This is a genomic window from Roseibium salinum (genome assembly GCF_026240905.1).
GTDB lineage: Bacteria > Pseudomonadota > Alphaproteobacteria > Rhizobiales > Stappiaceae > Roseibium > Roseibium salinum.
Genome location: NZ_JAPEVI010000003.1, coordinates 4273531 through 4299185 on the forward strand (window position 1 = coordinate 4273531; position 25655 = coordinate 4299185).

Consider the following 25655-nt stretch of genomic DNA (forward strand, 5'->3'; position numbering starts at 1 on the left):
GGGGGCTGAAGAATGTCATCAATCGCTGGCACCAAATCCGGCCTCACCTGGGCGGTCCACATCTCGGTCGTGCTTCTCGTCGCGCTGTGGCTGTTCCCGACCCTAGGCCTCTTCGTGTCGTCTTTCCGCACGGCGGACCAGATCACGTCGAGCGGCTGGTGGGCGGCAATGCTGCCTGCGGAGCGGAACGAGTCGCTGCGCACCGGCGCTCCGGACAGTCAGGTTCAACAGGACGGGCAATGGCTCATACAGGGCAATCTGTTTGAGGGAGCAACGGACGCAACAATCTCGTCCTGGGGAACATCCATGCGCGATATCGGTGCCTACGCACCGGGCGACACGGCCGACATGGGCGAGGACGGGCGCCTGACAGTTCAGGAAAACGGCGACTACCGGCTGGTGAACAGCCAGGAGTTTTCCGGCCGGCGCGGCGAACGGGTGTTCGTCACGATCCAGACGCCGCCTGAATTCACGCTGCAGAACTACAAGAACATGCTGCTCGACCCGTCCAACCGGGAGGGCATGACCAAGGCGTTCTTCAATACACTGACCGTCGTCATCCCGGCGACGATCATTCCGATCGTGATTGCCGCCTTTGCCGCCTATGCGCTGGCCTGGATGCGCTTTCCCGGGCGTGCGCTCCTGATCGCCGCGGTTGTCGGGCTGCTGGTGGTGCCGCTGCAACTGGCGCTCATTCCGCTCTTGAAGCTGCATCTGGCCGTCGGCATCGGCAAGGGCTATCTCGGCGTCTGGCTGGCCCATACGGGCTTCGGCCTGCCGCTGGCGATCTATCTCCTGCGCAACTACATGGTCGGCCTGCCGCGGGACATCATCGAAAACGCCAAGGTGGACGGGGCGACCGACTTCCAGATCTTCACCAAGATCATCCTTCCTCTGTCCTTCCCGGCGCTTGCGTCCTTCGCCATCTTCCAGTTCCTGTGGACCTGGAACGATCTGCTGGTCGCAATGGTGTTCCTGATCGACGCCACCGGCGAGACGACCGTTATGACCAAGCAGATCGTCGAGCTGCTCGGTACCAGGGGCGGCAACTGGGAAATCCTCGCCACGGCGGCGTTCATTTCGATCGTCGTGCCGCTGGCCGTCTTCTTTGCGCTGCAGCGCTACCTCGTCCGCGGCCTCCTGGCCGGGTCGGTGAAATAACATGAGCAAAATTCAACTTGGGGAGCAGCCGGCATGTCATCTCTGTCCTTGAAGGATGTCAGCAAATCTTACGGCAGTGTTGAAGTCCTGAGAGATATCAACCTGGAGATCGATCAAGGCGAGCTGATCGTTTTCGTCGGCCCGTCCGGCTGTGGCAAGTCCACGCTCCTGCGCATGATCGCCGGGCTGGAAACGATCACCGGCGGGACGCTGGAGATCGACGGCGAGCGCATGAACGACGTGCCGCCCGCTCAGCGCGGTATCGCCATGGTGTTCCAGACCTACGCGCTCTACCCGCATATGACGGTGCGCGACAACATGGCTTTCGGCATGAAGATCGCCAAGAAGCCGCAGACGGAAATCGATGCGGCGATCGCCAACGCGGCCCGCATCCTGCAGCTTGAGCCTTATCTCGACCGCTTGCCGAAAGCGCTTTCCGGCGGTCAGCGCCAGCGTGTCGCCATCGGCCGCGCCATCGTGCGCGACCCGAAGGTCTTCCTGTTCGACGAACCGCTTTCGAACCTGGACGCCGCCCTGCGCGTGGCGACCCGTATCGAGATCGCTCAGCTGAAGGAAAGCATGCCCGAAAGCACGATGGTCTACGTGACGCACGACCAGGTGGAAGCGATGACGCTGGCAACCCGCATCGTCGTTCTGCATGGCGGTGACGTCGAGCAGGTCGGTGCGCCGCTGGAGCTCTACGAGCGGCCGGCGAACACCTTCGTCGCCCAGTTCATCGGGTCGCCGGCCATGAACCTCCTGGAGGCAAAGGTCACGGCCACGGGGAACACGACATCGGTTCAAACGACCGATGGCGGCCATGCGGACCTGCCGATCGCCTCGTTCGAGAGCGACATGGACAGCGTCGTCAAACTGGGCGTGCGGCCGGAAGACCTGACGGTTACCGATGGCGACGATTTCCTGATCACCGCCGACGTGGAGATCGTGGAAGCGCTCGGTGAAACCACCGTTCTCTACTTCCAGGCCACGGGCGGAGTTCCGGCCCTGATCGCCAAACTTCCCGGCATTCACAAGATCGCAAAGGGCACGCCCATCCGCCTGACCGCGGCTCCTGAAAAGCTGCATCTCTTCGACGGGAAGGGGCAGTCGTTCCTCTACCGGTGACCGCAAGCCTGGCTTGTTCTGCAGACGGGCGGCCGGGTTCCGCGCGGCGACGTCCTGACCACGCGAGCAGCGTGCCTGAATTGCCACCGGGCCGGCCTGTAGTCAGGCCGGCCTTGCAGTTTCCAAGGTCTTCCTCTGTTCCATTGCTGCCTTCGCAAGGCACTTGAGTTAATCGTCCAAAATTCGCAAACTGTCATAGAATTTTCATATGAACGACGAACAACGTTCATATGAACGTGTTTTGTCAGACTTCGCGGACGGCCGTTTTCGAGATCAACACGAGCGTCCCTGGAGGGTAACCCGCGGCCGGTGAGTTGCCGGGGCGGGTAAGTGATTTCGGGCGGAAACGTATGCTTGGTCAGATGGATCTTTCAAAACGGCAGGCTGAAATTGCCGATCTTGTGCAGAAGGCAGGTTTCGCCTCCGTCGAGGAACTGGCCGAACGTTTCGATGTGACCGCCCAGACCATTCGCCGCGACGTGAACGGTCTGTGTGAACTTGGCGTGCTGCGGCGGACGCATGGCGGGGTGGAACCTCCGGCGGCTGCGGCGAACATTCACTATTCCACCCGGCAGATTCTGAACCTGCCGGAAAAGCAGTTGATCGCAAAGCTGGTCGCCGGCCAGGTCGAAGACAATCAGTCGGTTGCCTTTTCGATCGGAACCACGCCGGAAATCGTGATGCAGGCACTGGTCACCCACGACAGGCTGGCCATTTTCACCAACAACCTGAACGTTGCCTTCACGGCGTCCGCCAATCCGACCTTCCAGGTGACGATCGCGGGCGGGCGGCTGCGCCATGGCGACAGGGACGTTCTCGGGGCGTCCGCCCAGGCGTTTTTCGCCAACTACAAGGTCGATATCGGCATTTTCGGCGTGGCCGGTGTCGACGAGGATGGAACCCTGCTGGACTTCCACGAGGACGAGGTTGCCGCCCGCCAGGCGATCCTGGCCAACTGCCGCAGGTCCTTTCTGGTTCTCGACCACAGCAAGTTCGGGCGCAGCGCCCATGTGCGGGGAGGCCGGTTGAGCGATGTCGATGCCGTCTTCACTGACCGGCCCGTGCCACCGTCCTACCTGGAGAGCCTGAAGGGCTCAACCACCGAAGTCCATGTCGCCGAAGGCGGCAGCGCGGCTTAGGGCTGACCCGCTGACGGCTCGGCCCTTGGCGTCTTGCGGCCGAGTGCCGGATCTTTTCCACGGCAGATTAAATCTCCCAAACCGCTTTGGCTATGCGGGCGCACTTTCTATCTATGTGTGACCTATGCTAATGGATTTAAATCCAGCGTTTCTGCGGATTGTCCGTCTTTCGTTTTTCAGCTGTCGAGCGTTAAGGAGTATCCCGTGCCGTCAAGATTCCTGGCCATTGGCGAGTGTATGGTCGAAATGGCCCCGACCGGGGACGGTACCTATGCGATGGGTTTTGCCGGAGACACGCTCAACACCGCCTGGTATGCGCGCAGATGCCTGCCGGCGGACTGGTCGGTCAGCTATTATACGGCGGTCGGCAACGATCAGGTGTCCGCTCAGATGCTGGATTTCCTGCAGCGCTCAGGCATCGATACGGGAGCGGTGCGCCTCATGGACGAGCGCACGGTCGGCCTCTACCTGATCCAGCTGAAGGACGGCGAGCGCAGTTTCGCCTATTGGCGGTCCCAGTCGGCGGCCCGTTGCCTTGCCGCCGACAAGGGAGCGCTCGACGCGGCGCTGGATGGGGCAGGACTGGTCTATTTCAGCGGCATCACGCTGGCGATCCTTTCCGCCGAGGACCGTGTTTCCTTCATGAACGCGCTTCGCAAGGCGCGCGGCGGCGGGTCGAAGATCGCCTTCGATCCCAACCTTCGTCCGCGCTTGTGGGAAGATCTGGATACGATGCGGGCGAGCGTCACGGAAGCGGCGGGCCTGTGCGATTTCGTCATGCCGTCCTTTGAAGACGAACTTGCCCATTTCGGCGACGCCGATCCGAAGGCCAGCGCGGAACGCTATCTCGCTGCCGGAGCGGAGATGGTCGTCGTCAAGAACGGGCCGGAGGAAGTGATCTGTGCCTCCCGTGGCGGCACGCAGAAGGCCTTTCAGCCGCAGCCGGTCACGAGCATCGTCGATACCACCGCCGCGGGCGACAGTTTCAATGCCGCTTTCCTGGCCGAATATCTGACTTCCGGAAATCTCGAGGCCGGCGTCGACGCCGGCGCCAGGCTGGCGGCCAAGGTCATCCAGCATCGCGGCGCGCTCGTCGATTGTTTCGAGACGGCATAGACGGGTGCGCCTTTCGGTTGTCTGACGAAGTCGAGTGAGACATGCTCGCAGATCCATCACGCTCTTTTATGAGCCGAACGGCGAGTGGGTCCCGGCTCTACGCTCCGCTCGGCCGGGATGACCCAGGAATAAAGACGAAGTCAGCAGACTGAAGGGCCGCGCGACAAAGCGGAGACCGGCCCGGAGACGAAGTCTCCGACCCCATCCGCAGCCCCCGGATTAACCCGCGTCCCTCTGGGCAATCCAGTCGTGGTCCGGGTGGTTCTTGAAACGCCATTTGCGCATCGGGCCGGCCATGACGTTGAGATAATACATCTCGTAGCCATAGGGCGCGCCGCAGGGGTGGTGGCCCTTGGGAACCAGAACCACGTCGCCGTCGGAGACTGCCATGGTCTCGTCCAACTCGCCGTCTTCGGTAAAAACGCGCTGGAAAGCGAAGCCCTGTTTCGGGTTCAGGCGGTGATAATAGGTCTCCTCCAGATAGGTCATCTCGGGGAAATTGTCTTCATCATGCCGGTGCGGCGGATAGGACGACCAGTTGCCCTGCGGCGTGAAGACCTCCGTCACCAGCAGGCTGTCGGCGATGTCGGTCTCTTCCATGGCAATCGGATTGATATACCGGGTGTTGGCGCCCTTGCCGCGCACCACGTCCTCGATGCCGGTGATGACGCGGGCCTTGTAGTTGCCCTTGCCCGGTGCGCTGCAGACCGCCAGGACGCAATCGGTCGCCGCCCTGGCGGACCAGTTCGTGCCGTTGGGAAGATAGACGCAATGGGGCTTCTTGCGTTCAAAGACGCTCATCCGATCACCCAGTTCGCCAAAGTCCTCTCCGGCGCCGGAGATCTCCGCCTTGCCTTCGACCAGAACAAGGATGACTTCCCGGTCGCCGGTTTCCTCGGCCGCGGTTTCCCCGGCTTTCAGGTGATAGAGTCCGAAGCCGACATAGCCCCAATTGGCGCTTTCCGGTGTGATGTCGTGCACCTTGCCGGATGTGCCGGAGGGTTTGACGAGTAGGTCGCTCATGTCAGGTCCACCTCATTAGCAATGGATTTCAGCGTCTTCAGGCCGAGGCTCTGATACTGGAACGGATTGCGGACGCCCGGATCCTGCTCGGCCTCGATAACGATCCAGCCTTGATAGCCGGTGTCCTTCAGGATTTGAAGCAGCGGCCGGAAATCAATTCCGCCTTCATCGTCGCCAGGCACTGTGAAGACGCCTGCGCGGACGCCATCCATGAACGACTTTCCGTTGTCGCGGATATCCTTCATCACAGCCGGGCGGACGTTCTTGGCATGGAAGTGCCGGACACGGTCGACATATCTGGCGAGGACCGGCGCCGGATCGCGGCCGTTGCCGCCGAAATAGCAGTGACCGGCATCGAACAGCAGTTTGGTTGCCGGTCCGGTCGCCGCCATGAAGGCATCGATCTCTTCCGGCGTTTCCACAACAGTGCCCATGTGGTGATGATAGACGAGGTCGATGCCCTGTCCGGCGCAGAAGGCGGCAAGTTGCTCGATTTTGGCACCGAATGCCTTCATTTCGTCCGCGCTCAGAACCGGGCTTTTCGAAATGTCGACATCCGAACCCTGGATGGTGTTGGAGGTTTCGCAGGCAATGCAAACCTTGCAGCCGTTGTGCTTCAGCTTGTCCAGATGCGGCTGGATCGCTTTCTGCTCGTCCTCGACGGAGCGGGTGAGGAGGTTCAGGGAATACCAGCCGGAAATGAATTTCAGGCCGTAGCCGCCCAGAAGCTGCTTCAGCTCTTGCGGATCGTCCGGCCAGCGATGGCCGTTCTCGATGCCGTCGAAGCCGATCTGCGAGGCTTCCTTCAGGATCTGCTCGGTCGGGATATGCGCCCCCAGCGTCTGGTCGTCGTCATTGGCCCATGCGATCGGGTTGGTGCCGTAAAGGATCATGTTCGTGTCCTGGTCCGCTGTCGCGAAATGTTGGGTTCGGGGTTCTCGAAAATTCAAACCTCATCCTGAGGAGGACCTTCGGGTCCGTCTCGAAGGATGGGCGGCACACTCATGAGCAAGTGGCCCATCCTTCGAGACAGCGCTTGCGCGCTTCCTCAGGATGAGGGGAGTTGTAAAAGTGCTGCGGTGCCTGTCCACTCCGTCAATCCGCCGCGCGCTGATGTTTCAGCGCGGCGACATATCCTTCGCGTGCCTTGTTGACCTCCGCCCGGTCGGAAACCTCGGGCACCGCGACATCCCACCAGTGGCCACCGCCGTTTTCGCCGGGACCGTGCATCGGGTCGGTGTCGATGACGATGACCGTCGGGATGGCCCGGTCGCGGGCGGCAAGGATGTGCGCCTCCAGGTCGGTAATGTCCTTCGCCTTCGCCGCATGCGCGCCCATGGAAGCGGCATGGGCGACGAAATCGATATCCGGCTGGGCCTCGACATTGCAGTTTTGATAGAGATTGTTGAACTGTTCGCCGCCGGTTCCCATCTGCAGCCGGTTGATGCAGCCATAGCCCCGGTTGTCGGTCAGGACGACCGTGAACGGCACCCGGCGCATGACTGCGGTGGCAAGTTCGGAATTGGCCATCATGTAGGACCCGTCGCCGACGAAGCAGACCACGTCCCTGTCCGGTTGGGCGAGCTTGATGCCCATGGCGCCGGCGATTTCGTAACCCATGCAGGAATAGCCGTATTCCATGTGATAGCCGCCCTGGGGCGCCTGCCACAGCAGTTTCAGGGCGCCCGGCATCGTGCCGGCGGCACACATCGCGATGGTCTTTTCGCTGGCGGTGCGCTGGACGGCGCCGATCACTTCGGCATCGAGCGGCAGATAGCCTTCCGGCGTATCGGTTCGGGCGCTGCAATGGGCATCCACCTTGGCAAGCCAGTCGAGCCGTGAGCCGGGATCGAAGGCATCGGCCTTGTGGTCGCCGAGGGCGGCGGAGATCTTCTCCAGGCAGACCTTCGCATCGCCGACCACGCTCACGGCACCGTGCTTGGCGGCATCGTAGCCCTGTACATTGATCGAGACCAGCTTGCGGTCCGGCTGCTTGAAAAGCGCCCAGGAACCGGTGGTGAAATCCTGGAACCGCGTGCCGACGCCGATCACCAGATCGGCGGCCTCGGCGAGCTTGTTGGCGCTTTCCGCCCCATCCACGCCGGCTGCGCCGAAATTCATCGGATGGGACTGGGCCAGCGCCGATTTGCCGGCTTGGGTCTCGATCACCGCTATGCCGTGCCGGGTTGCGAAATCGCCGAGGGTTTCCTCGGCCCCGGAATAGATGACGCCGCCGCCGCAGACGATGACCGGGGCCTTCGCCGCCTTCACCAGCGCGGCAACATCCGCGATATCGCGGCTGTCGGGCTCCGGACGGCGAATGCGCCAGACCCGGGGTTCAAAGAAGCTTTCCGGGTAATCGAAAGCCTCGGCCTGGGTGTCCTGGCAGAATGCGAGCGTGACCGGGCCGCACATGGCCGGATCGGTCATCACCTGAAAGGCGCGGGGAAGGGCCGTCAGAAGGTGTTCCGGACGGCTGATCCTGTCGAAATAGCGCGACACCGGCCGGAAACAATCGTTGGCCGATACCGTGCCGTCGCCGAAATCCTCGACCTGTTGCAGCACCGGGTCCGGGCCGCGGTTGGCGAAGACATCGCCGGGGATCAGCAACACCGGCAGGCGGTTGACGTGGGCAAGGGCCGCTGCCGTCACCATGTTGGTCGCCCCCGGGCCGATGGAAGAGGTGACCGCCATGGCGCGGGTGCGCTTCTTGGCCTTGGCGTAGGCGATCGCCGTGTGCGCCATGGTCTGTTCGTTCTGGCCCCGCCAGGTCGGCAGGGCATTTCCCGCCCGTTCCAGGGCTTCGCCGAGACCGGCAACGTTGCCGTGGCCGAAGATCGCCCAGACGCCGTCGATGAAGCGTTCGCCGTCTTCGGTCATCTGTGCCGAGATATAGCGGACGAGTGCCTGAGCGGCAGTTAGTCGGATTGTGCTCATGCTTCTTTTCCCTGGCGTTCAATGGACTGCGCCCCGGCGCGCGCCTCGTCCCATGCACGGCACAGGCGCCCGAAGCGGTCGGTCATGTCGGCAACAGCCTGTTCGCTGGTGAACGCGCCTGCAAGCCATTTCCGGGCCGCATCGGCAAAGATCGTCCGGCCGACCGCAAAACCCTTGACGAGGTCGAACTGTGCCGCCTCGGCAAAACTCGCCGAAAGCTGCTCTTCGGGGGCGTCCAGGCCGAGAACGACGATGCCGCGCGTGTGCGGGTCGTTCTGCGAAATGGCCTCGCAGGCCTTCGCCCAGGCGGTGTGCGAGGTCATCGGCTCCAGCTTCCACCAGTCCGGATAGATGCCGATGTCGTAGATCCGGCGGATGATATCGGACGTGGTGTCGTCATCGACCGGGCCAACCTTGGAGGGGATGACCTCCAGCAGCATTTCCAGCCGGTTGCGACGGCAGGCGGCAAAGAGGCGTTTGAGCACGTCCTCCTGCTCGGCTTTCAGCTCATCCGGATCCTGCGGGTGGTAGAAGCACAGGACCTTGACCACGTGCTCCAGCGGCCATTGGGCCAGGCCGCCGAAATCCGGACCGATTTCCGGTTCGAGTGAGAGCGGCCGGGAGGCAGGCCACTCCACCGGATGACCGATCCACAGTCCGGTTCCGGCGGCCTGATAGAGCGCCTCGCGGCCGAACCGGCTGTCGCAGAGGATGCCGTAACCCGGCTCACCGCCCGCGACCTGCCGGGCCGCGGCGAGGCAGAGTGTCTTGAAGGCGCCGATCTTTTCGCGGCTGGCGCCGGCTTCATCGGCGAGTTGTTCCAGCTGAATGCGGTGATCGAAGGCAAAGACGCGCATGGTCGACCAGTCACCGCCATGGGTGCGGTGCCGGTTGGTGGACCAGTGGATCTGTTCCAGCGCCAGGTCGTTGCGCAGGTCCTTGCGCTCGATGCCGCGTTTCAGGAAGAACTGCAGCTCCTCCCAGCTCGGATAGGCCGGGGTGCAGCTGTGACGCGAGACCGCGAAGGCGCCGCAGGCATTGGCATAGGTGAGGCTGGTCACCCAGTCTTCACCGGTAATCCAGCCCTTCAGCAGGCCCGACATGAAACCGTCGCCCGCGCCCAGCACATTGAACACCTCGATCGGAAACCCGGGGCCGGAGATGCCCTCGTCCAGGCTGTCCGGAATATCCGCCTCGAACGCGGCGGCGCCCATCGGGCCGCGCTTGCAGACCAGCGTCGCCCCGGAGACCTTCCGGACGTTCCTCAGCGCCTCAACCGTGTCGGTGGTGCCGCCGGCAATGTGGAACTCCTCTTCCGTGCCGACGATCAGGTCGAAGAGATGCAGGCTGGACTGGAGCTTTGCCGTCACCTGGTCGGAGGCGATGAACCGGCTTTCGCCCGCATCATGGCCGGCAAGGCCCCACAGGTTCGGCCGGTAGTCGATGTCGAGCGCCGTCCGGCCGCCGCTTTCGCGGGCAAGATGCAGGGCCTTCAGGACGGCCGCTTCGGTGCGCGGATGGGACAGATGGGTGCCGGTGGCGACCACCGCTTTCGCCGAGGCGATGAAGTCCGGATCGATGTCGTCCTCGCACAGCGCCATGTCGGCGCAGTTCTCGCGATAGAAGATCAGCGGGAACTGTTCCTGGTCGCGGATGCCGAGCAGGACGAGGGCGGTCAGGCGCTCCCTGTCGGTGACGACCCCGTCGGTCGCCACACCGTGTCGCTCCAGCTCCTCGCAGATGAAGCGGCCCATATGCTCGTTGCCCACCCGCGTGATCAGCCCGGACCTGAGGCCGAGGCGGGCGGTGCCGCAGGCCATGTTGGTGGGCGAGCCGCCGATATACTTGTTGAAGGATCCCATGTCCTCCAGCCGGCCACCCACCTGCGCCCCGTAGAGATCGACCGAGGACCGGCCGATCGTGATGACATCGAGTTTCTTCACGTCAACATTCCATAAGTTCGTAGGGCCACGGGTTCGAATCGAGCCGTCAGACAGTCCCGCCGAGGGATCCTTCCAGCTCCGCCAGTTCCTGGCCTCCGGCCATCAGGTCCTGAAGCTCTTCGGCCTTGATCTCACCCCGCGCAGCGGTGCCGAGCGTCTTGCCGCGGTTGAGAACCGTGAACCGGTCCCCCACCGCCATCGCATGGCGCACGTTGTGCGTGATGAAGACGACACCGATGCCCTTGTTGCGAACCTTGTCGATGGTCGCCAGCACATTGGAGGTCTGGCGGACACCGAGAGCGGAGGTCGGCTCGTCGAGGATCAGCACCTTGGCGCCGAAATAGACGGCCCGGGAGATGGCCACGGTCTGGCGCTCACCGCCCGACAGCGTTCCGACGGCCTGTTCCGGGGAGCGCAGACGGATGCCCATCTTGGCCATTTCCGTCATGGTCACTTCGTTTGCCTCGGCAAAATCGAAGAACTTGAACGGACCGAAGCGTTTGCGGGGCTCGCGGCCCATCCAGAAGTTCCGCGTGACGGACATGAGCGGGATCATCGCCAGGTCCTGGTAGACGGTGGCGATACCGGCTTCCATGGCATCGCGGGGGCTGTCGAAGCTGACTTCCTTTCCCTCCATCAGGATCTTGCCCTTGGTCTGCTTGTGGACCCCGGACATGGTCTTGATGAAGGTGGATTTGCCCGCGCCGTTGTCGCCGAGGAGGCAATGGCATTCGCCGGCCCTGACGGAGACGGAGACGCCGGCGAGCGCGATGACGGGACCGAAATGCTTTTCGATATCGATGAGTTCGATCAGCGTGTCAGACATCTCAGCGTTCCCCCGTGATCATGCGCCGGATATAGGTGTTGAGGATCACGGCGAGCAGCAGGATCACGCCGAGGAAGACCCGGAAGAGCGAGCTTTCGACACCGGCGAAGAAAAGACCCTGCTGGACCACGCCGAAGATGAGCGCTCCAAGCGCGGCACCGACGACGGAGCCGTAGCCGCCGGTCAGCAGCGCGCCGCCGATCACCACGGAAATGATGGCCTCGAACTCCTTCAACAGACCGCGGTCCGCGGCGGCGGAGCCGAATTCCATTACCTGGCAGGTGGCGAATATGGTGGCGCAGAAGGCGGAGAACATGAACATCAGGATCTTGACCCTGTTCACCGGCACGCCGACATAGCGCGCGGCCTGGGCGTCGCCCCCGGAGGCGAAGATCCAGTTGCCGAAACGGGTGCGGGTCAGAAGGAAATGCCCGAAGACGATCAGGGCGATGGCCCAGATCATCAGCATGGGAATGCCTTCGACAACCGGCTGCCCGGCCCTCGGGCCGGCAACGAACTTGCCGACGACGCCCATGTCGGCCAGCCAGACGAAGAGGCCGGAGAACACCTTGCCGCCGAACAGCCAGGCGATCGGATCGCCTTCGGCCGCCTCGCGGACGCCGCCGATAATGGTTTTCCGCGTGGTGGCGATGGAAATGAAGATCGTCAGGCCGCGCAGAATGTAGAGGAATGCGAGGGTAACGATGAAGGACGGCAGGCTGGTCTTCATCACCAGGTAGCCGTTGAGCGCGCCGATTGCCAGCGCCAGGGCGATGGCGACCAGAATGGCGATCCAGGTCGGGAAGCCCCAATGGACCGTCATCAGGGCGATCATGATGCCGGAAAAGCCGATCATGGAGCCGACCGAGAGATCGAACTCGCCTGCGATCATCAGGAGGCAGGCGCCGACGGCGATGATGGCGAACTGTGCGGACACCGTTCCCCAGTTGATGATGCCTTCAGGGGCAAACATGCCGCTGTCGCCAGCAATGGCGATGAAAAACATGAAGACGAGGATGGTGCCGCAAATGGCGCCCAGTTCCGGGCGGATCAGCGCCTTGCGCACGGATGATATTTCACGGATGCGCTCGTCTTTGTGAGGGGCGGCTGCCGATTGGGTCTCAGCCATAAGTGTCCTCCTGCGTGCCGGACGGGCCGGCCGCTTTCCTGTGCGGCCCGGCCGCAGAACTCCGGAGCATGCCCGCCGCAATGACGTCGGCAAAGATGCTCCAGCACCTTGAACGATCAACTTGTCTGCATTCAGCTCTTTCGATTGGAATGCAGGTCGATCCTGTTCCGGATGAGTGCGCGCGCATTCGGTTCCGAACCGCGCGGAATTGATCCTGAGTTGGCGAAGAGGCGGCGGGCCGCCTCTTCGCAGGACCGTGAGGGGGCAATCGTGCCCCCTTTGGCGTCTTAGCGGTATTCGCCTGCGTATTCTTCCACGAGGGCGATATTGTCCTTGGTGACAAAGCCGGGGCCGGAGTTGATGGAGTTGCCCGGAACCACGCCGTAACGGGCAAGGTTCGTCAGGATCACCACCGGCAGGTAGCCCTGCAGATAGGGCTGCTGGTCAATGGCAAAGGCGATGACGTCGGACTTGATGGCGTCGGCGATCTCGCTGGAGATGTCGAACGTGCCGAAGTGGATCGTACCGGACTTGCCGAGTTCGTCCAGGGCCGCCAGGGTCGGATGAGCAGAGGTCGGGCCGAGGGTCAGGATGCCGTTGGTGTCCGGATTGGTCTGCAGGTGCGCCATGACCTTGGACTTGATCTCGGACGGATCCTGGCCGCTGTCGATCATCTGGTTGCCGAGTTCGACGCCGAGCGCGTCGGCATAGCCCTGGCACCGCTCAACGGAAGCCGGGTTGGTGATATAGTGGTTCACGCACAGGAACTGCGTGACGCCGGCCGCCTTGGCCTTTTCGCCCGCGCCCTTGCCCGCATCATATTCCGGCTGGCCGACATGCATCAGCGCGCCGAGCTGCTTGGACTGCTCGATGGTGCCGGAGTTGATGGTGATCACCGGAATGCCCTTGGCAACTGCATCGGAAATCGGGCCGGAGAGCACGTCGTAGTCGGCGATCGTGGCAATGATGCCGTCCGGGTTCGAGGCGGTCGCCTGCTCGATGATGCGGGCCATGTCCGCCAGGTCGCCGGTGGGCGGGTTGCGGTATTCCACTTCAACGTTCATCTGCTCGCCGGCCACCGCAATGGCGTTCTTGATGGTGTTCCACCAGCTGTCGCTGTCCGGTGCGTGGCTTACGAGGACGAAGCGTTCGCCCTCCGCAGCGGCCGGGGCGGCATAGCCGGTGAAGGCAACGGCTGCAGCGGCCATTGCGATAAGTGTCTTCTTCATGTGTTCCTCCCAGAACGTGTGCCGCGGGACTCGACTCCCTGCCCGCGACTTCAGAAGTCATTCGTGGCGCCGAGACTTCAGCGCCACTTTTGGAATTTAAATTCTATTTGACTTTTTATGCAACAGATTTTTTCCAAAAAACGTCACATGCGGTTCCGGGCTGCCCCCACCGAGACCGCCAAAGCGATTGCGAGAGAAAGACTTGCGGAGAGTGCGCGGAATGCGCCGACGTCGAGTTCGGAGACCAGAAGCTGGATCGCCTTGAGCCGGGAGAGGGGGCTCGTGACCACATCCGTGATGGCGACAATGTCCGCGCCGGTGGCCCGGGCCTTGGTCGCCATATCGATGGTCATCTCCGAATAGGGCGCGAACGTCACGGCGATGACGGCATCGTTCGGGCGAATCAGATGTTCCATGTTCATGTTGGCGATGCCCGAGTGAAGGACCGCCGGAACATTCATCTTTTCAAAGGCATATGCGAGATAGGACGTCACCGGGAACGCCCGGCGGAAGCCGATCATGTGGATGGTCTCCGCCCGGGCGAGCACGTCCACCGCCTGCTGCAGGGCGACCGGGTCCACGGTTGTCAGCAGGTTCTCCAGCGATGCCCGTCCGACCTCGACGAATTCGGCGAGCAGCGCGGAAGGCGACTCGGTGCCGTGCTCGCGCAGCTTGGCGAGCCGGGTGGCGTAATCCGGCCATTTCTGCGCATATCCGGAGCGAAAAAGCTTCTGCATTTGCGAGAAGCCGGAAAACCCCATCTCCTGGCTGAAGCGCATCACCGCGGACGGCTGGACATCCGCGCTCTCGGCCAGTTCGGCAACGGTCGACACGGCGACCCGGTCCGGATTGGCGGCGATGTAATTGGCGAACTGCTTCAGCCTTTTCGGGAGCTGATCCGCCTTGCCGCCGAGACGATTGAAGAACGCGTCGATTGTCTTGGGAGCGGTATCGCTGTTATCATCCATGGAGGCTGAAGGTTCGCCTGACCTAGCATCATTCATTCTGATCTTCTTTTCCGGCTTGACACTGACCGTCGAAAATGATTTTGGAATTTTTATTCTAATTTGGCAAGCCGACGGAACGAACCGATCGGCCGTTCGCCATCCCGGGAGGAAACATCATGGCAGTCACTGTCGCCCTGCTAGGGGCCGGACGTATCGGCAAGGTGCATGCGAAGGCAATCGCGGCAACGGCAGGTGCATCGCTCGTTGCCGTGGCAGATGCCTTCCCGGACGCGGCCGATGCGCTCGCGGCGGCCTATGGTGCCCGGGTCAGTTCGATCGATGAAATCGCCGCGGCCGGGGATGTCGATGCGGTCATCATCTGCACGCCGACCGATACCCATGCCGACCTGATCGAACAGTTCGCAAGAGCCGGCAAGGCGATCTTCTGCGAAAAGCCGATTGACCTCTCCCTCGAGCGGGTAAAGTCCTGTCTCAAGACCGTCGAGGAGCTCGGCGCGACGCTGATGCTCGGCTTCAACCGCCGCTTCGACCCGCATTTCCGCGCGGTGCGCCAGGCGATCGACGAGGGCCGGATCGGCGAGGTGGAAATGGTGCAGATCGTCTCCCGTGATCCCGGCGCGCCGCCGCCGTCCTATATCACATCCTCCGGCGGCATCTTCCGCGACATGACCATCCACGACTTCGACATGGCGCGCTTTCTCCTAGGCGAAGAAGTCGCTTCGGTCTATGCGACGGCCTCCGTGCTGGTCGATCCGGAAATCGGCAAGCTCGGCGATTATGACAGCGCCACGGTGGTGCTGACCACGACGTCCGGAAAACACTGCTCCATCTCCAATTCCCGCCGTGCCACCTACGGCTACGATCAGAGGATCGAGGTGCATGGTTCGCTGGGTGCGGTGAGCGCGGAAAACCAGCGTCCGATCTCCATCGAAGTGGCGAGCGCGGACGGCTATACCCGCCCGCCGCTGCACGACTTCTTCATGACCCGCTACACGGAAGCCTATGCGGCGGAGATCGCCGCCTTCGTTCAGGCGATCGAGAACGACCAGATGCCCTCGCCGAGCGGCGAGGACGGCCTGAAGGCCCTCGCCCTCGCCGAAGCCGCCCTCAAGTCCATCGCAGAGCGCCGCGCCATCGGCATGGACGAGATCTGAGACCATCTACGAAACCTTATCCTGAGGAGGACCGTGAGGTCCGTCTCGAAGGATAGGCGGCATATTCCAGAACAAGCGGCACATCCTTCGAGACAGCGCTTCGCGCTTTCTCAGGATGAGGCTGCAAGTGGTTGAGACCAGGTTCTGAGAGAAATTCAGGGAACACGTGCCATGAACAGTCTCGGCATAGGATTGATCGGCACCGGCTTCATGGGCAAGTGCCACGCGCTTGCCTACGGGTCGGTCAAGGCCGTTTTCGGGGATGTGCCGGATATCCGGCTGGAGGTGCTTTGCGACGTGCCGGCCGACAAGGCGGATGCCTTCGCCGACCAGTTCGGCTTTGCCCGGGCGACGGCAACCTGGCAGGACCTGATCGCCGATCCGAAGGTCGATATCGTCTGCATCACCACGCCGAACAAGGTGCACAAGGAGATGGCGTTGGCGGCCCTGGAAGCCGGTAAGCACGTGCATCTGGAAAAGCCGATGGCGCTGACGCTGGAAGATGCCCGTCAGATGCTGGCGGTTTCGGAACGGACCGCCGCGAAGACCATTGTCGGCTACAATTACCTGCACAATCCGGCGATTAGCCATGCCCGCAAGCTGATCGCGGAAGGGGCCATCGGCCGCATCGTTCACTTCCGCGGCATGGTGGACGAGGACTACCAGGCCGATCCGGAGCTTGCCTGGACCTGGCGGGCAACCAGGGCGGATGCCGGGCTTGGCGCCCTCGGCGATCTCGGCTGTCATCTGGTCTCGCTGGCAACGGCGCTCGTCGGACCGGTCGAAAGCCTGATTGCCGAGACCAGAACCGTTCACGCCACGAGGCCGCTCGACGACGGGTCGGCCGAGCGCCGGCCGGTGGAAAACGAGGATATCGCCTCGGCGCTGGTCACATTCGAAAACGGCGTCCACGGGGTCATCTCCACCTCGCGCAGCGCCTGGGGCCGCAAGAGCTATATCGCGTTCGAAGTCCATGGGACCGAAGGCATGATCACCTTCGATCAGGAACGCATGAACGAATTGCGGCTCTATCAGAACCGCGGCCCGTTCGGGGAACAGGGCTTCAAGACGCTGCTCAGCGGCCCGGCGCATCCGCCCTATGGCCAGTTCGTTCCGGCAGCCGGCCATCAGCTGGGTTTCAACGATCTGAAGGTCATCGAGGCGCATGAGTTCCTTCAGGCGATCTCGCAGCACCGGCCGGCCGTGCCGTCCTTCCGGGAGGCGCTTCATTTCGAAGCGGTCATTCACGCGATTGCCGAGGCCGCTTCCGGGCAGAAGCGGGTTTTCGTGAAGTAATCCCGGTCTTTGCACCCGGACGCCATCTGCCTATATGCTTGGCGAAGAAGGGCATGAATCACGAGCCCGGCGGGAAAGGACACTTCATGAATTCGGATGATACCGAGACCGACCTTGAGGATATTCTGCAGATCGACATCGTCTCCGATGTCGTATGTCCCTGGTGCATCGTCGGCTTCAAGCAGCTGGAAATGGCGATCGAGCAGACCGGCGTCTCGGCCGCGATCAAGTGGCATCCGTTCGAGCTCAACCCCGATATGTCCGAAGACGGCGAGAACCTGCGCGAGCATATCATGCGCAAATACGGCTCCACGGCGGAGCAGTCCCAGGCGGTGCGCGACCGGCTGACGGAACTGGCGGCGGGGCTCGGGTTTGATTTCCGCTTCTCCGACGACATGCGCATGGTGAACACGTTCAAGGCGCACCAGCTCATTCACTGGGCCGGACCGGAGGGCAAGGAACATCCGCTGGAACTGGCCCTGTTCGAAGCCTATTTCCGCGATGGCAAGGACCTGAACGAACCTGAAGTCCTTGCCGATATCGCCGCCGGCGTCGGGCTGGACCGGGACGAGGCCCTCAAGGTTCTGGAGGACGGGCGGTTCGCGGATGTTGTCCGGCAGGAGGAGGCCTTCTGGACCGGCAACGGCATTCAGGGCGTCCCCGCGGTCATCTTCGAGCGCCGCCACCTGATCAGCGGCGCCCAGGGTGCGGACAACTATTCCTCGATCATCAGGCAACTGGTGGGCGAAGACGCGGCCAGTATCAGCCGCCACTGATTGCACCCTCTCCGGCCGGGTGCAGGCTTGCATCCCTTGCCGGCAGGGGCGTCAAAGCTTCTCGAGCAGCACCCCGGCCGCCTCGATGCGGCCCGCCGGCGTTTCGGCCGGCTCCGCACCGTAGTTGGTCCAGATCCGCAGACCGTCGGTGTCCCGGCAGCGCACGCCGCCGGCAAGCTCGCGGGTCTCGATCCCGGCCAGGGCGCAAATCTCGCTGTAGATGCGCTTCAGTGCCGTCTCGTCGCCCCAGCCGCCGACATAGGTCAGTTTCTCGTGTCTGAAGACGGCCGGCTGACCATCTTCCAGTTCCACGGCGACATCGGCCGCGCCTTCCAGCTCTTCCCGGTAGCCGGTGAAATGACCGCCGCCCTTGAGCGGCATCGGCATGTCGAGGCCGAGCGTTTCGACGCGCGAGACCGTGACCTCCAGGCCGGGCATGTCCGGCGGCAGCGGCACGGGGATCACCATGTCGGCGTTGCGGGCGGCGGTGCGCGGGCCGAGCACCACGTGGGCCTGCGTTTGACCAAGGGCCTTCTTCAGGTCCTGCGGCATGTAGATCAAGCCCGGTGCGGAAACGATGCTGTAGCCGCCAAAGTCACGGGTCTCGCCGCGGAGGATGTCGACGGAAAGCCCGAGCTTGCGCAGCGCCTTGTAGGTGTCGAAGATGAGCTGAAAATAACTGAGGCCCTTACCGTGCGGCTGGGTCGTCCAGGCAAAGTCGGCGTCGTAGTCGAAAATCAGCGCGACCGGCGCCTGCGGTGCGGAAACATCCGGCGCGTCGCGCAACTCGTCGGCGACCTGGCGTGCCTCCAGAAGCGCCGGGGCATCGGCATTGTCCGAACGCAGCATGCCGGCATGCATCTGCTCCTGCGCGAAGGGAACCTGGCGCCAGCGGAAATAGCAGACCGCTTCAGCCCCATGGGCATAGGCCTCCCAGGCCCACAGGCGCATCATGCCGGGAAGCGGAGCCGGATTATACGGCGCCCAGTTGACCGGGCCGGGCTGCTGTTCCATCACCCACCAGCGGCCCCTGCCGACAGCGCGGTAAAGATCGTGGTGAAAGGCCTGGAAGTCCGGATCGCCCTGGCGGACGAAAGCGCGCTTGTGCTCCCGGTCGGCGCCGACCCTGTCCTCCAAAAAGCCAAGCGGGTAGCTGTCCCAAGTGGCGATGTCGAGATCGTCGCCGACCTTGAAATGGTCGAAGTCGGTGAACCTGCCCATATAGTTGTGGCTGGCCGGCGCATCCGAGTATTCGCGGATGATGTCCACCTGGCGCTTGTTGAAGCGTGCCACCTGATCGGAGGAAAACCTCCTGAAGGCAAGGGTGTGCGACGGGTTGGGCTCGGCGACTGTCAGGTTGGGCGGATCGATTTCCTCGAACGACGCATAGTCCATCGACCAGAAGATGTTGCCCCATGCGCGGTTCAGCGCCCCGATGGAGCCGTAGCGGTCCTGCAGCCAGACCCGGAACGCACGTGCGGCCGCATCCGAATAGGAGAGGATCGTCTTGTGGCAGCCGTATTCGTTGTCAGTCTGCCAGGCACCGACATGCGGGTTCTTGCCGTAGCGTTCGGCGAACAGCCGCACGATGCGGTCGCATTCCCGCCCGTAGCCTTCGTGCGAGAAACAATAGTGGCGGCGGGAGCCGAATTTGCGCGGCCGGCCGTGCGCATCGACGGCCAGCATGTCCGGATGCCTGTCGATCATCCAGCGCGGCGGGGTCGCGGTCGGCGTGCCCAGCACGACTTTCAGTCCGGCGCGGCCAAGGGTTTCGATCGCCCGGTCGAGCCATTCGAAATTCAGCTCGCCCGGGGAAGGCTCCAGCCGCGACCAGGCGAATTCGCCGATGCGGATCCAGGTGAGACCGGTTTCCGCCATGCGGCGGGCATCGGCCTCCCACATCTCTTCCGGCCAGTGTTCAGGATAGTAACAGGTGCCCAGGGTGCGTTTCATGGGGGTGCTCATTGCCGTCCGCTGTAATGTCAGATGATCGGGTTCTGCATGGCCAGGCGAGTGTCGCTAAAGCAGGACGCGGTGTTCGCTCTGGCCGCTGACGGAGGTCTCAGCAAAATAGGTCTTGCCCTGCTCTTCGCCGGAAACGTTCACCGCGGCAGTGGTGACGAACAGAGTTTTCAGGTCCGGGCCGCCGAAGGCGGGGCAGGAGGCCTGTTTGGCGGGAACAAGGACTTCTTCCACGAAGCTGCCATCCGGCGCATAGCGTGCAACACGGTTTGCGCCCCATTGCGCGTTCCACAGGTGGCCTTCGCTGTCGACGACGGCGCCGTCCGGGAAGAGGCCTTCCGATTTGAAGTCCTTGAACAGTTCCGGCTCTCCCGCGGGCCAGCCGTCGTCATCCAGGGCGACCTTGTGGAGCGTCTGTGCATCGGTGTCGGCAAAATAGGCGGTCGTGCCGTCGGGCGAGAAACAGATGGCATTGGTGATGGTGATGTCGGCGAACAGCCGGCGCAGTTCGCCCTTGTGGAAACGGTAGATCGACCCGGCATTGGGTTCCTTGGCGATCCCCATGGTGCCGATCCAGAACCCGCCCTTCGGATCGGCGCGGCCGTCATTGGAGCGGTTCAGCGGTCTGTCCGCCTCCAGATCGCAGAGTTTTTTCGAAGCTTCCGTTTCCAGGTTGAACAGGAACAGCTTGCTGGAGCTTGCAATCAGCAGCTCGGTCTTGCTGACCCAGCCGGCGGCGGAGACATATTCGTCGAACTGCCAGGACCTGGGCGTGCCGTTCTCACGGGTCAGCAGCTGCTTGCCCAGGATGTCGAACCAGAAAAGCTGCCGGCGTTCGGGATGCCAGAGAGGGCCTTCGCCCAGAGTGCACTGGCGCTCATCGAAAATCTTGCTCATGGAATTCACTCGCTTGCTGCAACGGCCGTGTCATAGGCGGCGACGATTTCTTGTGCGCGGGCCTTGATGTCCGCAACGGTAAATCCGGGTTTGAAGAGGGCTGTGCCGATACCGAAGCCGGTCGCGCCGGCTTCGAGCCAGTCCTTGAAATTGTCCGGTCCCGCGCCGCCGACCGCATAGGTCGCCGTGCCTTTCGGCAGGACGGCGAGCATGGCCCTGAGGCCCGCCGGGCCGATGAGCGAGGCGGGGAAGAACTTCAGGCCATTGGCGCCGCTCCGCAAGGCGGTGAAACATTCGCTCGGGGTCATGACGCCCGGGAAAGACGACATGCCTTCCGCCCTGGTGGTCTTGATGACATTCGGATTGCAGTCCGGAGAGACGATCAGCGTGCCGCCGGCCCCCTTGACCGCAAGCACCTGGCTCGGCTCCAGGACGGTCCCCGCCCCGATTTCGGCCTGGCTGGAATATGTCTTCGCCATCGCCTCGATGCTCTTGAGCGGTTCGGGCGAATTGAGCGGCACTTCGATGCGGGTGATCCCGGCCTCTATCAGGCATTCGGTGACCGGGAGCGCTTCGGCAGGGGTGAGGCCCCTCAGGATCGCGATGAGGTTCCGGTTCATGAGCGTGCCCCCGAATGGGAAGAAACTGAAAGGTGAGAATAGGCGAGCGCGAGGCCGCTCAGTGTAATAGTGTCCGCATCGAGGAGCCTGGCCTTGCAGCCGTGGCAGTCCAGCGCGGCCTGATAGGCCTTGGCGATCCTGTCGCTGCCCAGCAGACAGACTTCGGCGAAGTCGAACTCGTCCCTGACTGCGGCGAGCTCCGCTCCGATCAGCAATCCAGACAATCTGCCTGCGGCGGCCTGCGGCGAAAGCCCGGCAACGAGACCGGCCGCGCGGATGCCGAAAAGCTCCACCGCAAGCGCCTGGGGCGCTGCGGCCATTTCGGTAACGGCCTTCCTGAAGGCATCCTGATCGACATCGTCGGCGGACAAACCGTGGCGCAGCACGGAATGCTTGGCAAGGAGCGCGAAGGTCTCTCCGGTCATGCAGGTGCGGAAGCGCTCGACCCGGCCGCCGCGAAGCGCGACCCATTTCGTATGGGTGCCGGGCAGGCAGAGCGTGCCTGTATGGCCCGGGTTTTCAGCCAGAAACCCGGCGATCTGCGTTTCTTCTCCGCGCATGACGTCGGCGGGGTCGGATTGCATGATGCCCGGCAGGATGCGCACGTCCAGCCGCGGATCTTGCGCGTGAACCGCCGTGGCTTCGGCAATGCCCGGCGGTGCACAGGGCGCGCTTATGTAGGGTACTTCCAGCCAGCCCTGGCGCGCGCCCGCCATGCCGCAGATGATGATAGGGGTCGTGCCGTCGCTCTCAAGCAGGTCGCCGATCAGTTCCAGAAGCGCCGGTTCGAATTCGTCCCTTGAAAGCGCGCCCATGCCCTTGTCCGAGATGCGGTGGGCAACCGCATTGCCCGCCGGGTCGAGACCCCAGATGCGCAGGTTGCTCGTCCCCCAATCGACGGCGATCCAGGCGGCTTTTGCGTGTGAGCTCATCCGGTCACCGCGACCCCGCCGTCGACGACCAGGGCCTGGCCCGTCATCGCCCGGCTGGCTTTCGAGGCAAGGAAGAGAACCGGATCGACTATGTCGTCGGGCACAAGTTCCCTTTTGAGGCATTGGCGGTCGATATGGGCGGCGAGCGACTCCGGCGTCACCCAGAGCTCTTTCTGCCGCTCGGTGAGGATCCAGCCGGGGGCAATGGCGTTGACGCGGATGTTTTCCGGACCGAATTCCCGGGCAAGGCTGCGGGTCATGCCGTTGATGCCGGAATTGGCGGTCGTGTAGACGGAATACCCGGCCGCACCCATCATGTACGAGATCGACGAGAAATTGACGATCGACCCGCCGCCGGCCGCGCGCATTCCGGCGATCACCTGCTGGCAGGCAAAGTAATAGGCCTTCAGATTGATGCCGATGGACCACTCCCAGAAGGCCTCGTCGACTTCTTCCGCCTTGTGGCGCGTGTCGTTCGCGGCGTTGTTGACCAGCACCGTGATGGCGCCATGGGCCTCGGCAGCCTTTTCCATGGAGGCCTTGAGGGCGGCGATGTCCGTAATGTCGCAGGAGAGGAACAGCGGACGGCTGCCGTGCTTCTTCTCCATCTCGTCGCAGAAGGGGGCGGCGTCCGAGCGCTGAACAAAGGCGACCTTCGCCCCATGGCCCAGGAAGCCGTCGGTCAGTGCCGCGCCGATACCGGAGCCGCCGCCGGTGATGAAAACCGATGCGTCCTTGAGATCTGGAAAATTCGCGACCATGGATGTTTCCTTCGTGCGTTCAAAGAGACGTCTGGCGGGCAGGCGGAGGTTTTCAGCATAGGAACATTTGATGTTCTTCCACAATAGTTCCATTATTTGGAACATTGTTTTGCATGTTGATACTTTGCTGCGATCCGCGTTAGGTTGTCAACAGGGGCGGGAGAAGAAACCCGGGCGACTGGAGAAGATGATGAGCAGACAAGCGGGCATCGGGACGGTCGGCAAGGCGCTGGAGGTGCTCGACAGGGTTGCCGCAGTCGGACGGCCGGTGCGGTTCTCCGAACTGCTGGCGAAGAGCTCTCATCCCAAGGCAACGCTTTACCGCCTGCTGCAGACCCTGGTGAGCCAGGGCATGCTGGTCTATGACGATCAGCGCCAGACCTATTCGCTCGGCATCCGCCTTGTCAGGCTGGCTCACGCCGCCTGGCGGCAGAGCTCGATCGCGCCGATCGCCCGGCCTTTCGTGAAGGCGCTGGCCGAAACGGTCGGCGAAACCGTTCACCTTGCGCAGTTGGACAGCGGGCAGGTGCTCTATGTCGAAAAGCGCAATGCCGCCGACCCGATCGATATGTTTTCCCAGGCCGGCAAGGTCGGTCCCGCCTATTGCACCGGCGTGGGGAAGGCGCTGATGGCGTTTCTGGGGGCTGCCGAGCTCGATGACGTTCTCAAGAAGCAGTCTTTCTACCGCTTTACGCCGGCAACGCTGACCAGCGAAGAGGCGTTGCGGGCTGATCTTGCAAGGATCAGAGAGGACGGCATTGCCTTCGACCGGGAAGAACACGAACCCGGCATCATCTGCATCGCCGCGCCGATCCTGTCCTCGAAGGGCCGGCCTGTCGGAGCCCTTTCGGTCACCACGTCCACGCGCCGGAAGAGCGTCGAGGACTTGACGGAACTGCGCCCGGCGCTTCTGGGTACGGCCGCCAGGATCGCGGCCGCCGTCGAAGACTGGCAGTTTCCAGCCTGATCACTTTCCAGGCGGCCGTCGTCACGGCTTGCGCGGGACGCGACGCGGAGCGGTGTGGGGCCGGGCACGATGGCCGGCCGGTGTCCATCGTTGCATGCGGCTCGGCACACTTTGTCATCACAAGGCACGAGATCACGACAAGATCCCGATAATCCCGCGCGCCCGACGCGGGTGCGAGCAGTCGGGGCAGGTCTCGGGCGCCTGCGTACGCGTCCATCCCGCATGGTGAACGCAGGATCTCTTGTTGACATGAATACTGATTCAGGTTTCATATACAGCTCAGCGTCAGGCAGATTGATGGTTCGCGCAGGCTGTGGGAGCGGCCTGAAACGGCGCGCCGGGCCTTGCGCTCATTGGGAGGACTATTCATGACGAAACGCGCTTTGCGCTGGGCCCTGCCGCTTATGGCAAGCATTGGCCTGGCGGCGGCCGGCACTTCGAGTGCCCTGGCCGAGGATATCAAGATCGCCCATGTCTACGGCAAAACCGGTGCCTTGGAAGCTTATGCCAAGCAATCGCATACCGGGCTGATGATGGGGCTGGAATACGCCACGGACGGGACGATGGAAATCGACGGCCGCAAAATCACGGTCATCGAGAAAGACACGCAGCTGAAGCCGGATGTCGGCAAGGCGGCGCTGGCGGAAGCCTATGGGGATGATGAGGTCGACATCGCGGTCGGTCCGGTTTCCTCCGGGGTTGCGCTCGCCATGCTGCCCGTTGCCGAGGAATATGAAAAGATCCTGATCGTGGAGCCGGCAGTGGCGGATCTCGATTACCGGCGAAAACTGGAACCGCTACATCTTCCGCACCGCGCGCAACTCCTCCCAGGATGCCATTTCCAACGCGGTCGCGCTTGGCCAGGAAGGCGTCTCCATTGCCACGCTGGCCCAGGATTACGCTTTCGGCCGCGACGGGGTCGCCGCCTTCAAGGAAGCCCTGGAGGGCACTGGCGCTGAGCTGGTCTTCGAGGAATACGCGCCGACCGACACCCAGGATTTCACCGCCAACGCACAGCGCATCTTCGATGCCCTGAAGGACGCGCCGGGCCGCAAGTTCCTGTTCGTGATCTGGGCCGGCGGCGGCAATCCGATCAGCAAGATCAATGCCATGGAGCCGGAGCGCTTCGGCATCGAGATCGCGACCGGCGGCAACATCCTGGCGGCCATGAAGGCCTACAAGGATCTGCCCGGCATGGAAGGGGCGACCTATTACTACTACGAGATCCCGAAGAATCCGGTGAACGACTGGCTGGTTGCCGAACACCAGAAGCGTTTCGATGCCCCGCCCGATTTCTTCACCGCGGGCGGCATGTCGGCCGGCATTGCCATCGTCGAGGCGATCCGCAAGGCGGGCTCGACGGACACCGAGGATCTTATCGCCGCGATGGAAGGCATGGAATTCGAGACGCCGAAGGGCAAGATGGTGTTCCGCGCAGAGGACCATCAGGCGCTGCAATCCATGTATCACTTCAAGATCAAGGTCGATCCGGATGTCGAATGGGGTATTCCGGAGCTGGTGCGCGAGCTCAAGATCGAGGACATGAACATCCCGATCCGCAACAAGTGATACCTTTGCGGCACGCGGCGGTCCGACCTGCTCGCCGCGCGGCCCGCAAGGCCGTCTCCCGACCGGTCGGTCCGATGTCGGTCCGGCCGGGCCCTCCTTCGCCTTGAACTCTCATTGAAGCCTGA

21 protein-coding genes and 1 pseudogene are annotated in these 25655 nt (G+C 62.9%); 9 read left to right on the top strand and 13 right to left on the bottom strand.

The genetic code is table 11. The features are described 5' to 3' along the window. Nucleotides 1-12: 12 nt before the first annotated feature. The 4 genes from ON753_RS24425 to ON753_RS24440 all read left to right on the top strand — a co-directional run bounded on the left by ON753_RS24425 (nucleotide 13) and on the right by ON753_RS24440 (nucleotide 4541). Complete coding sequence (locus tag ON753_RS24425) at nucleotides 13-1161, top strand: carbohydrate ABC transporter permease (protein WP_265966411.1); 1149 nt, start codon at nucleotides 13-15, stop codon at nucleotides 1159-1161. Between the two features lie 33 nt (nucleotides 1162-1194). After that, nucleotides 1195-2286, top strand: a complete 1092-nt coding sequence (locus ON753_RS24430) for an ABC transporter ATP-binding protein (protein WP_265966413.1) — start codon at nucleotides 1195-1197, stop codon at nucleotides 2284-2286. Nucleotides 2287-2636: 350 nt separating this feature from the next. Next, nucleotides 2637-3425, top strand: coding sequence for a DeoR/GlpR family DNA-binding transcription regulator (locus tag ON753_RS24435; protein WP_265966415.1), 789 nt, complete (start codon nucleotides 2637-2639; stop codon nucleotides 3423-3425). A 204-nt stretch (nucleotides 3426-3629) separates the two neighbouring features. Continuing rightward, nucleotides 3630-4541, top strand: a complete 912-nt coding sequence (locus ON753_RS24440) for a sugar kinase (protein WP_265966417.1) — start codon at nucleotides 3630-3632, stop codon at nucleotides 4539-4541. 219 nt (nucleotides 4542-4760) lie between these two features. On the opposite strand, the gene iolB is transcribed toward ON753_RS24440, so the two are convergent. From iolB to ON753_RS24480, 8 genes are all read right to left on the bottom strand, one after another. Beyond that, nucleotides 4761-5564, bottom strand: a complete 804-nt coding sequence (gene iolB / locus ON753_RS24445) for a 5-deoxy-glucuronate isomerase (protein WP_265966418.1) — start codon at nucleotides 5562-5564, stop codon at nucleotides 4761-4763. Further along, the gene (iolE, locus tag ON753_RS24450; protein ID WP_265966420.1) at nucleotides 5561-6457 is read right to left on the bottom strand and encodes a myo-inosose-2 dehydratase; all 897 of its coding nucleotides are present in this window, start codon (nucleotides 6455-6457) and stop codon (nucleotides 5561-5563) included. The genes iolB and iolE overlap by 4 nt, the downstream gene beginning before the upstream one ends. Nucleotides 6458-6659: 202 nt before the next feature. Beyond that, a complete protein-coding gene (gene iolD, locus ON753_RS24455) occupies nucleotides 6660-8501 on the bottom strand; it encodes a 3D-(3,5/4)-trihydroxycyclohexane-1,2-dione acylhydrolase (decyclizing) (protein WP_265966422.1) in 1842 nt (613 codons plus the stop codon). Next, the gene (locus ON753_RS24460; protein ID WP_265966424.1) at nucleotides 8498-10444 is read right to left on the bottom strand and encodes a bifunctional 5-dehydro-2-deoxygluconokinase/5-dehydro-2-deoxyphosphogluconate aldolase; all 1947 of its coding nucleotides are present in this window, start codon (nucleotides 10442-10444) and stop codon (nucleotides 8498-8500) included. Before ON753_RS24460 ends, iolD begins: the two co-directional genes overlap by 4 nt. Nucleotides 10445-10490: 46 nt before the next feature. Continuing rightward, entirely contained in the window at nucleotides 10491-11270 is a 780-nt protein-coding gene (locus ON753_RS24465; RefSeq protein WP_265966426.1) for an ATP-binding cassette domain-containing protein, read from the bottom strand. A 1-nt stretch (nucleotide 11271) separates the two neighbouring features. Then, nucleotides 11272-12399: an ABC transporter permease gene (locus tag ON753_RS24470; protein WP_265966428.1), complete on the bottom strand. Its 1128-nt coding sequence runs from the start codon at nucleotides 12397-12399 to the stop codon at nucleotides 11272-11274. A 287-nt stretch (nucleotides 12400-12686) separates the two neighbouring features. Further along, nucleotides 12687-13628 (bottom strand): sugar ABC transporter substrate-binding protein, encoded by a 942-nt coding sequence (locus ON753_RS24475; RefSeq protein WP_265966430.1) that lies wholly within the window; start codon nucleotides 13626-13628, stop codon nucleotides 12687-12689. 143 nt (nucleotides 13629-13771) lie between these two features. Then, nucleotides 13772-14632 (bottom strand): MurR/RpiR family transcriptional regulator, encoded by an 861-nt coding sequence (locus ON753_RS24480; RefSeq protein WP_265966432.1) that lies wholly within the window; start codon nucleotides 14630-14632, stop codon nucleotides 13772-13774. 119 nt (nucleotides 14633-14751) lie between these two features. Here ON753_RS24480 and iolG point away from each other — a divergent pair, with 119 nt between their 5' ends. From iolG to ON753_RS24495, 3 genes are all read left to right on the top strand, one after another. Next, complete coding sequence (iolG, locus tag ON753_RS24485) at nucleotides 14752-15750, top strand: inositol 2-dehydrogenase (protein ID WP_265966434.1); 999 nt, start codon at nucleotides 14752-14754, stop codon at nucleotides 15748-15750. A gap of 171 nt (nucleotides 15751-15921) precedes the next feature. Beyond that, nucleotides 15922-17046 carry a Gfo/Idh/MocA family protein gene (locus tag ON753_RS24490; RefSeq protein ID WP_265966436.1) on the top strand — a complete coding sequence of 375 codons (1125 nt, stop codon included), beginning with the start codon at nucleotides 15922-15924 and terminating at the stop codon, nucleotides 17044-17046. Nucleotides 17047-17132: 86 nt separating this feature from the next. Then, nucleotides 17133-17822, top strand: a complete 690-nt coding sequence (locus ON753_RS24495) for a DsbA family oxidoreductase (RefSeq protein WP_265966437.1) — start codon at nucleotides 17133-17135, stop codon at nucleotides 17820-17822. A gap of 51 nt (nucleotides 17823-17873) precedes the next feature. Here ON753_RS24495 and ON753_RS24500 read toward each other — a convergent pair whose 3' ends face one another. The 5 genes from ON753_RS24500 to ON753_RS24520 form a co-directional block, all read right to left on the bottom strand. Then, nucleotides 17874-19775: a beta-galactosidase gene (locus ON753_RS24500; protein WP_265966439.1), complete on the bottom strand. Its 1902-nt coding sequence runs from the start codon at nucleotides 19773-19775 to the stop codon at nucleotides 17874-17876. A gap of 66 nt (nucleotides 19776-19841) precedes the next feature. Then, entirely contained in the window at nucleotides 19842-20681 is an 840-nt protein-coding gene (locus tag ON753_RS24505; protein ID WP_265966441.1) for an SMP-30/gluconolactonase/LRE family protein, read from the bottom strand. 5 nt (nucleotides 20682-20686) lie between these two features. Beyond that, on the bottom strand, nucleotides 20687-21301 hold the full coding sequence (locus tag ON753_RS24510) for a 2-dehydro-3-deoxy-6-phosphogalactonate aldolase (RefSeq protein ID WP_265966443.1): 615 nt from the start codon (nucleotides 21299-21301) through the stop codon (nucleotides 20687-20689). After that, nucleotides 21298-22233, bottom strand: a complete 936-nt coding sequence (locus ON753_RS24515) for a 2-dehydro-3-deoxygalactonokinase (protein ID WP_265966445.1) — start codon at nucleotides 22231-22233, stop codon at nucleotides 21298-21300. The genes ON753_RS24510 and ON753_RS24515 overlap by 4 nt, the downstream gene beginning before the upstream one ends. Next, a complete protein-coding gene (locus ON753_RS24520; protein WP_265966447.1) occupies nucleotides 22230-22994 on the bottom strand; it encodes an SDR family NAD(P)-dependent oxidoreductase in 765 nt (254 codons plus the stop codon). Before ON753_RS24520 ends, ON753_RS24515 begins: the two co-directional genes overlap by 4 nt. A 190-nt stretch (nucleotides 22995-23184) precedes the next feature. Between ON753_RS24520 and ON753_RS24525 the strand changes: the two genes are divergently transcribed. Further along, nucleotides 23185-23961 carry an IclR family transcriptional regulator gene (locus tag ON753_RS24525; protein ID WP_265966449.1) on the top strand — a complete coding sequence of 259 codons (777 nt, stop codon included), beginning with the start codon at nucleotides 23185-23187 and terminating at the stop codon, nucleotides 23959-23961. Between the two features lie 404 nt (nucleotides 23962-24365). Continuing rightward, nucleotides 24366-25530 (top strand): annotated as a pseudogene (locus ON753_RS24530) (substrate-binding domain-containing protein). Nucleotides 25531-25655 lie beyond the last annotated feature (125 nt).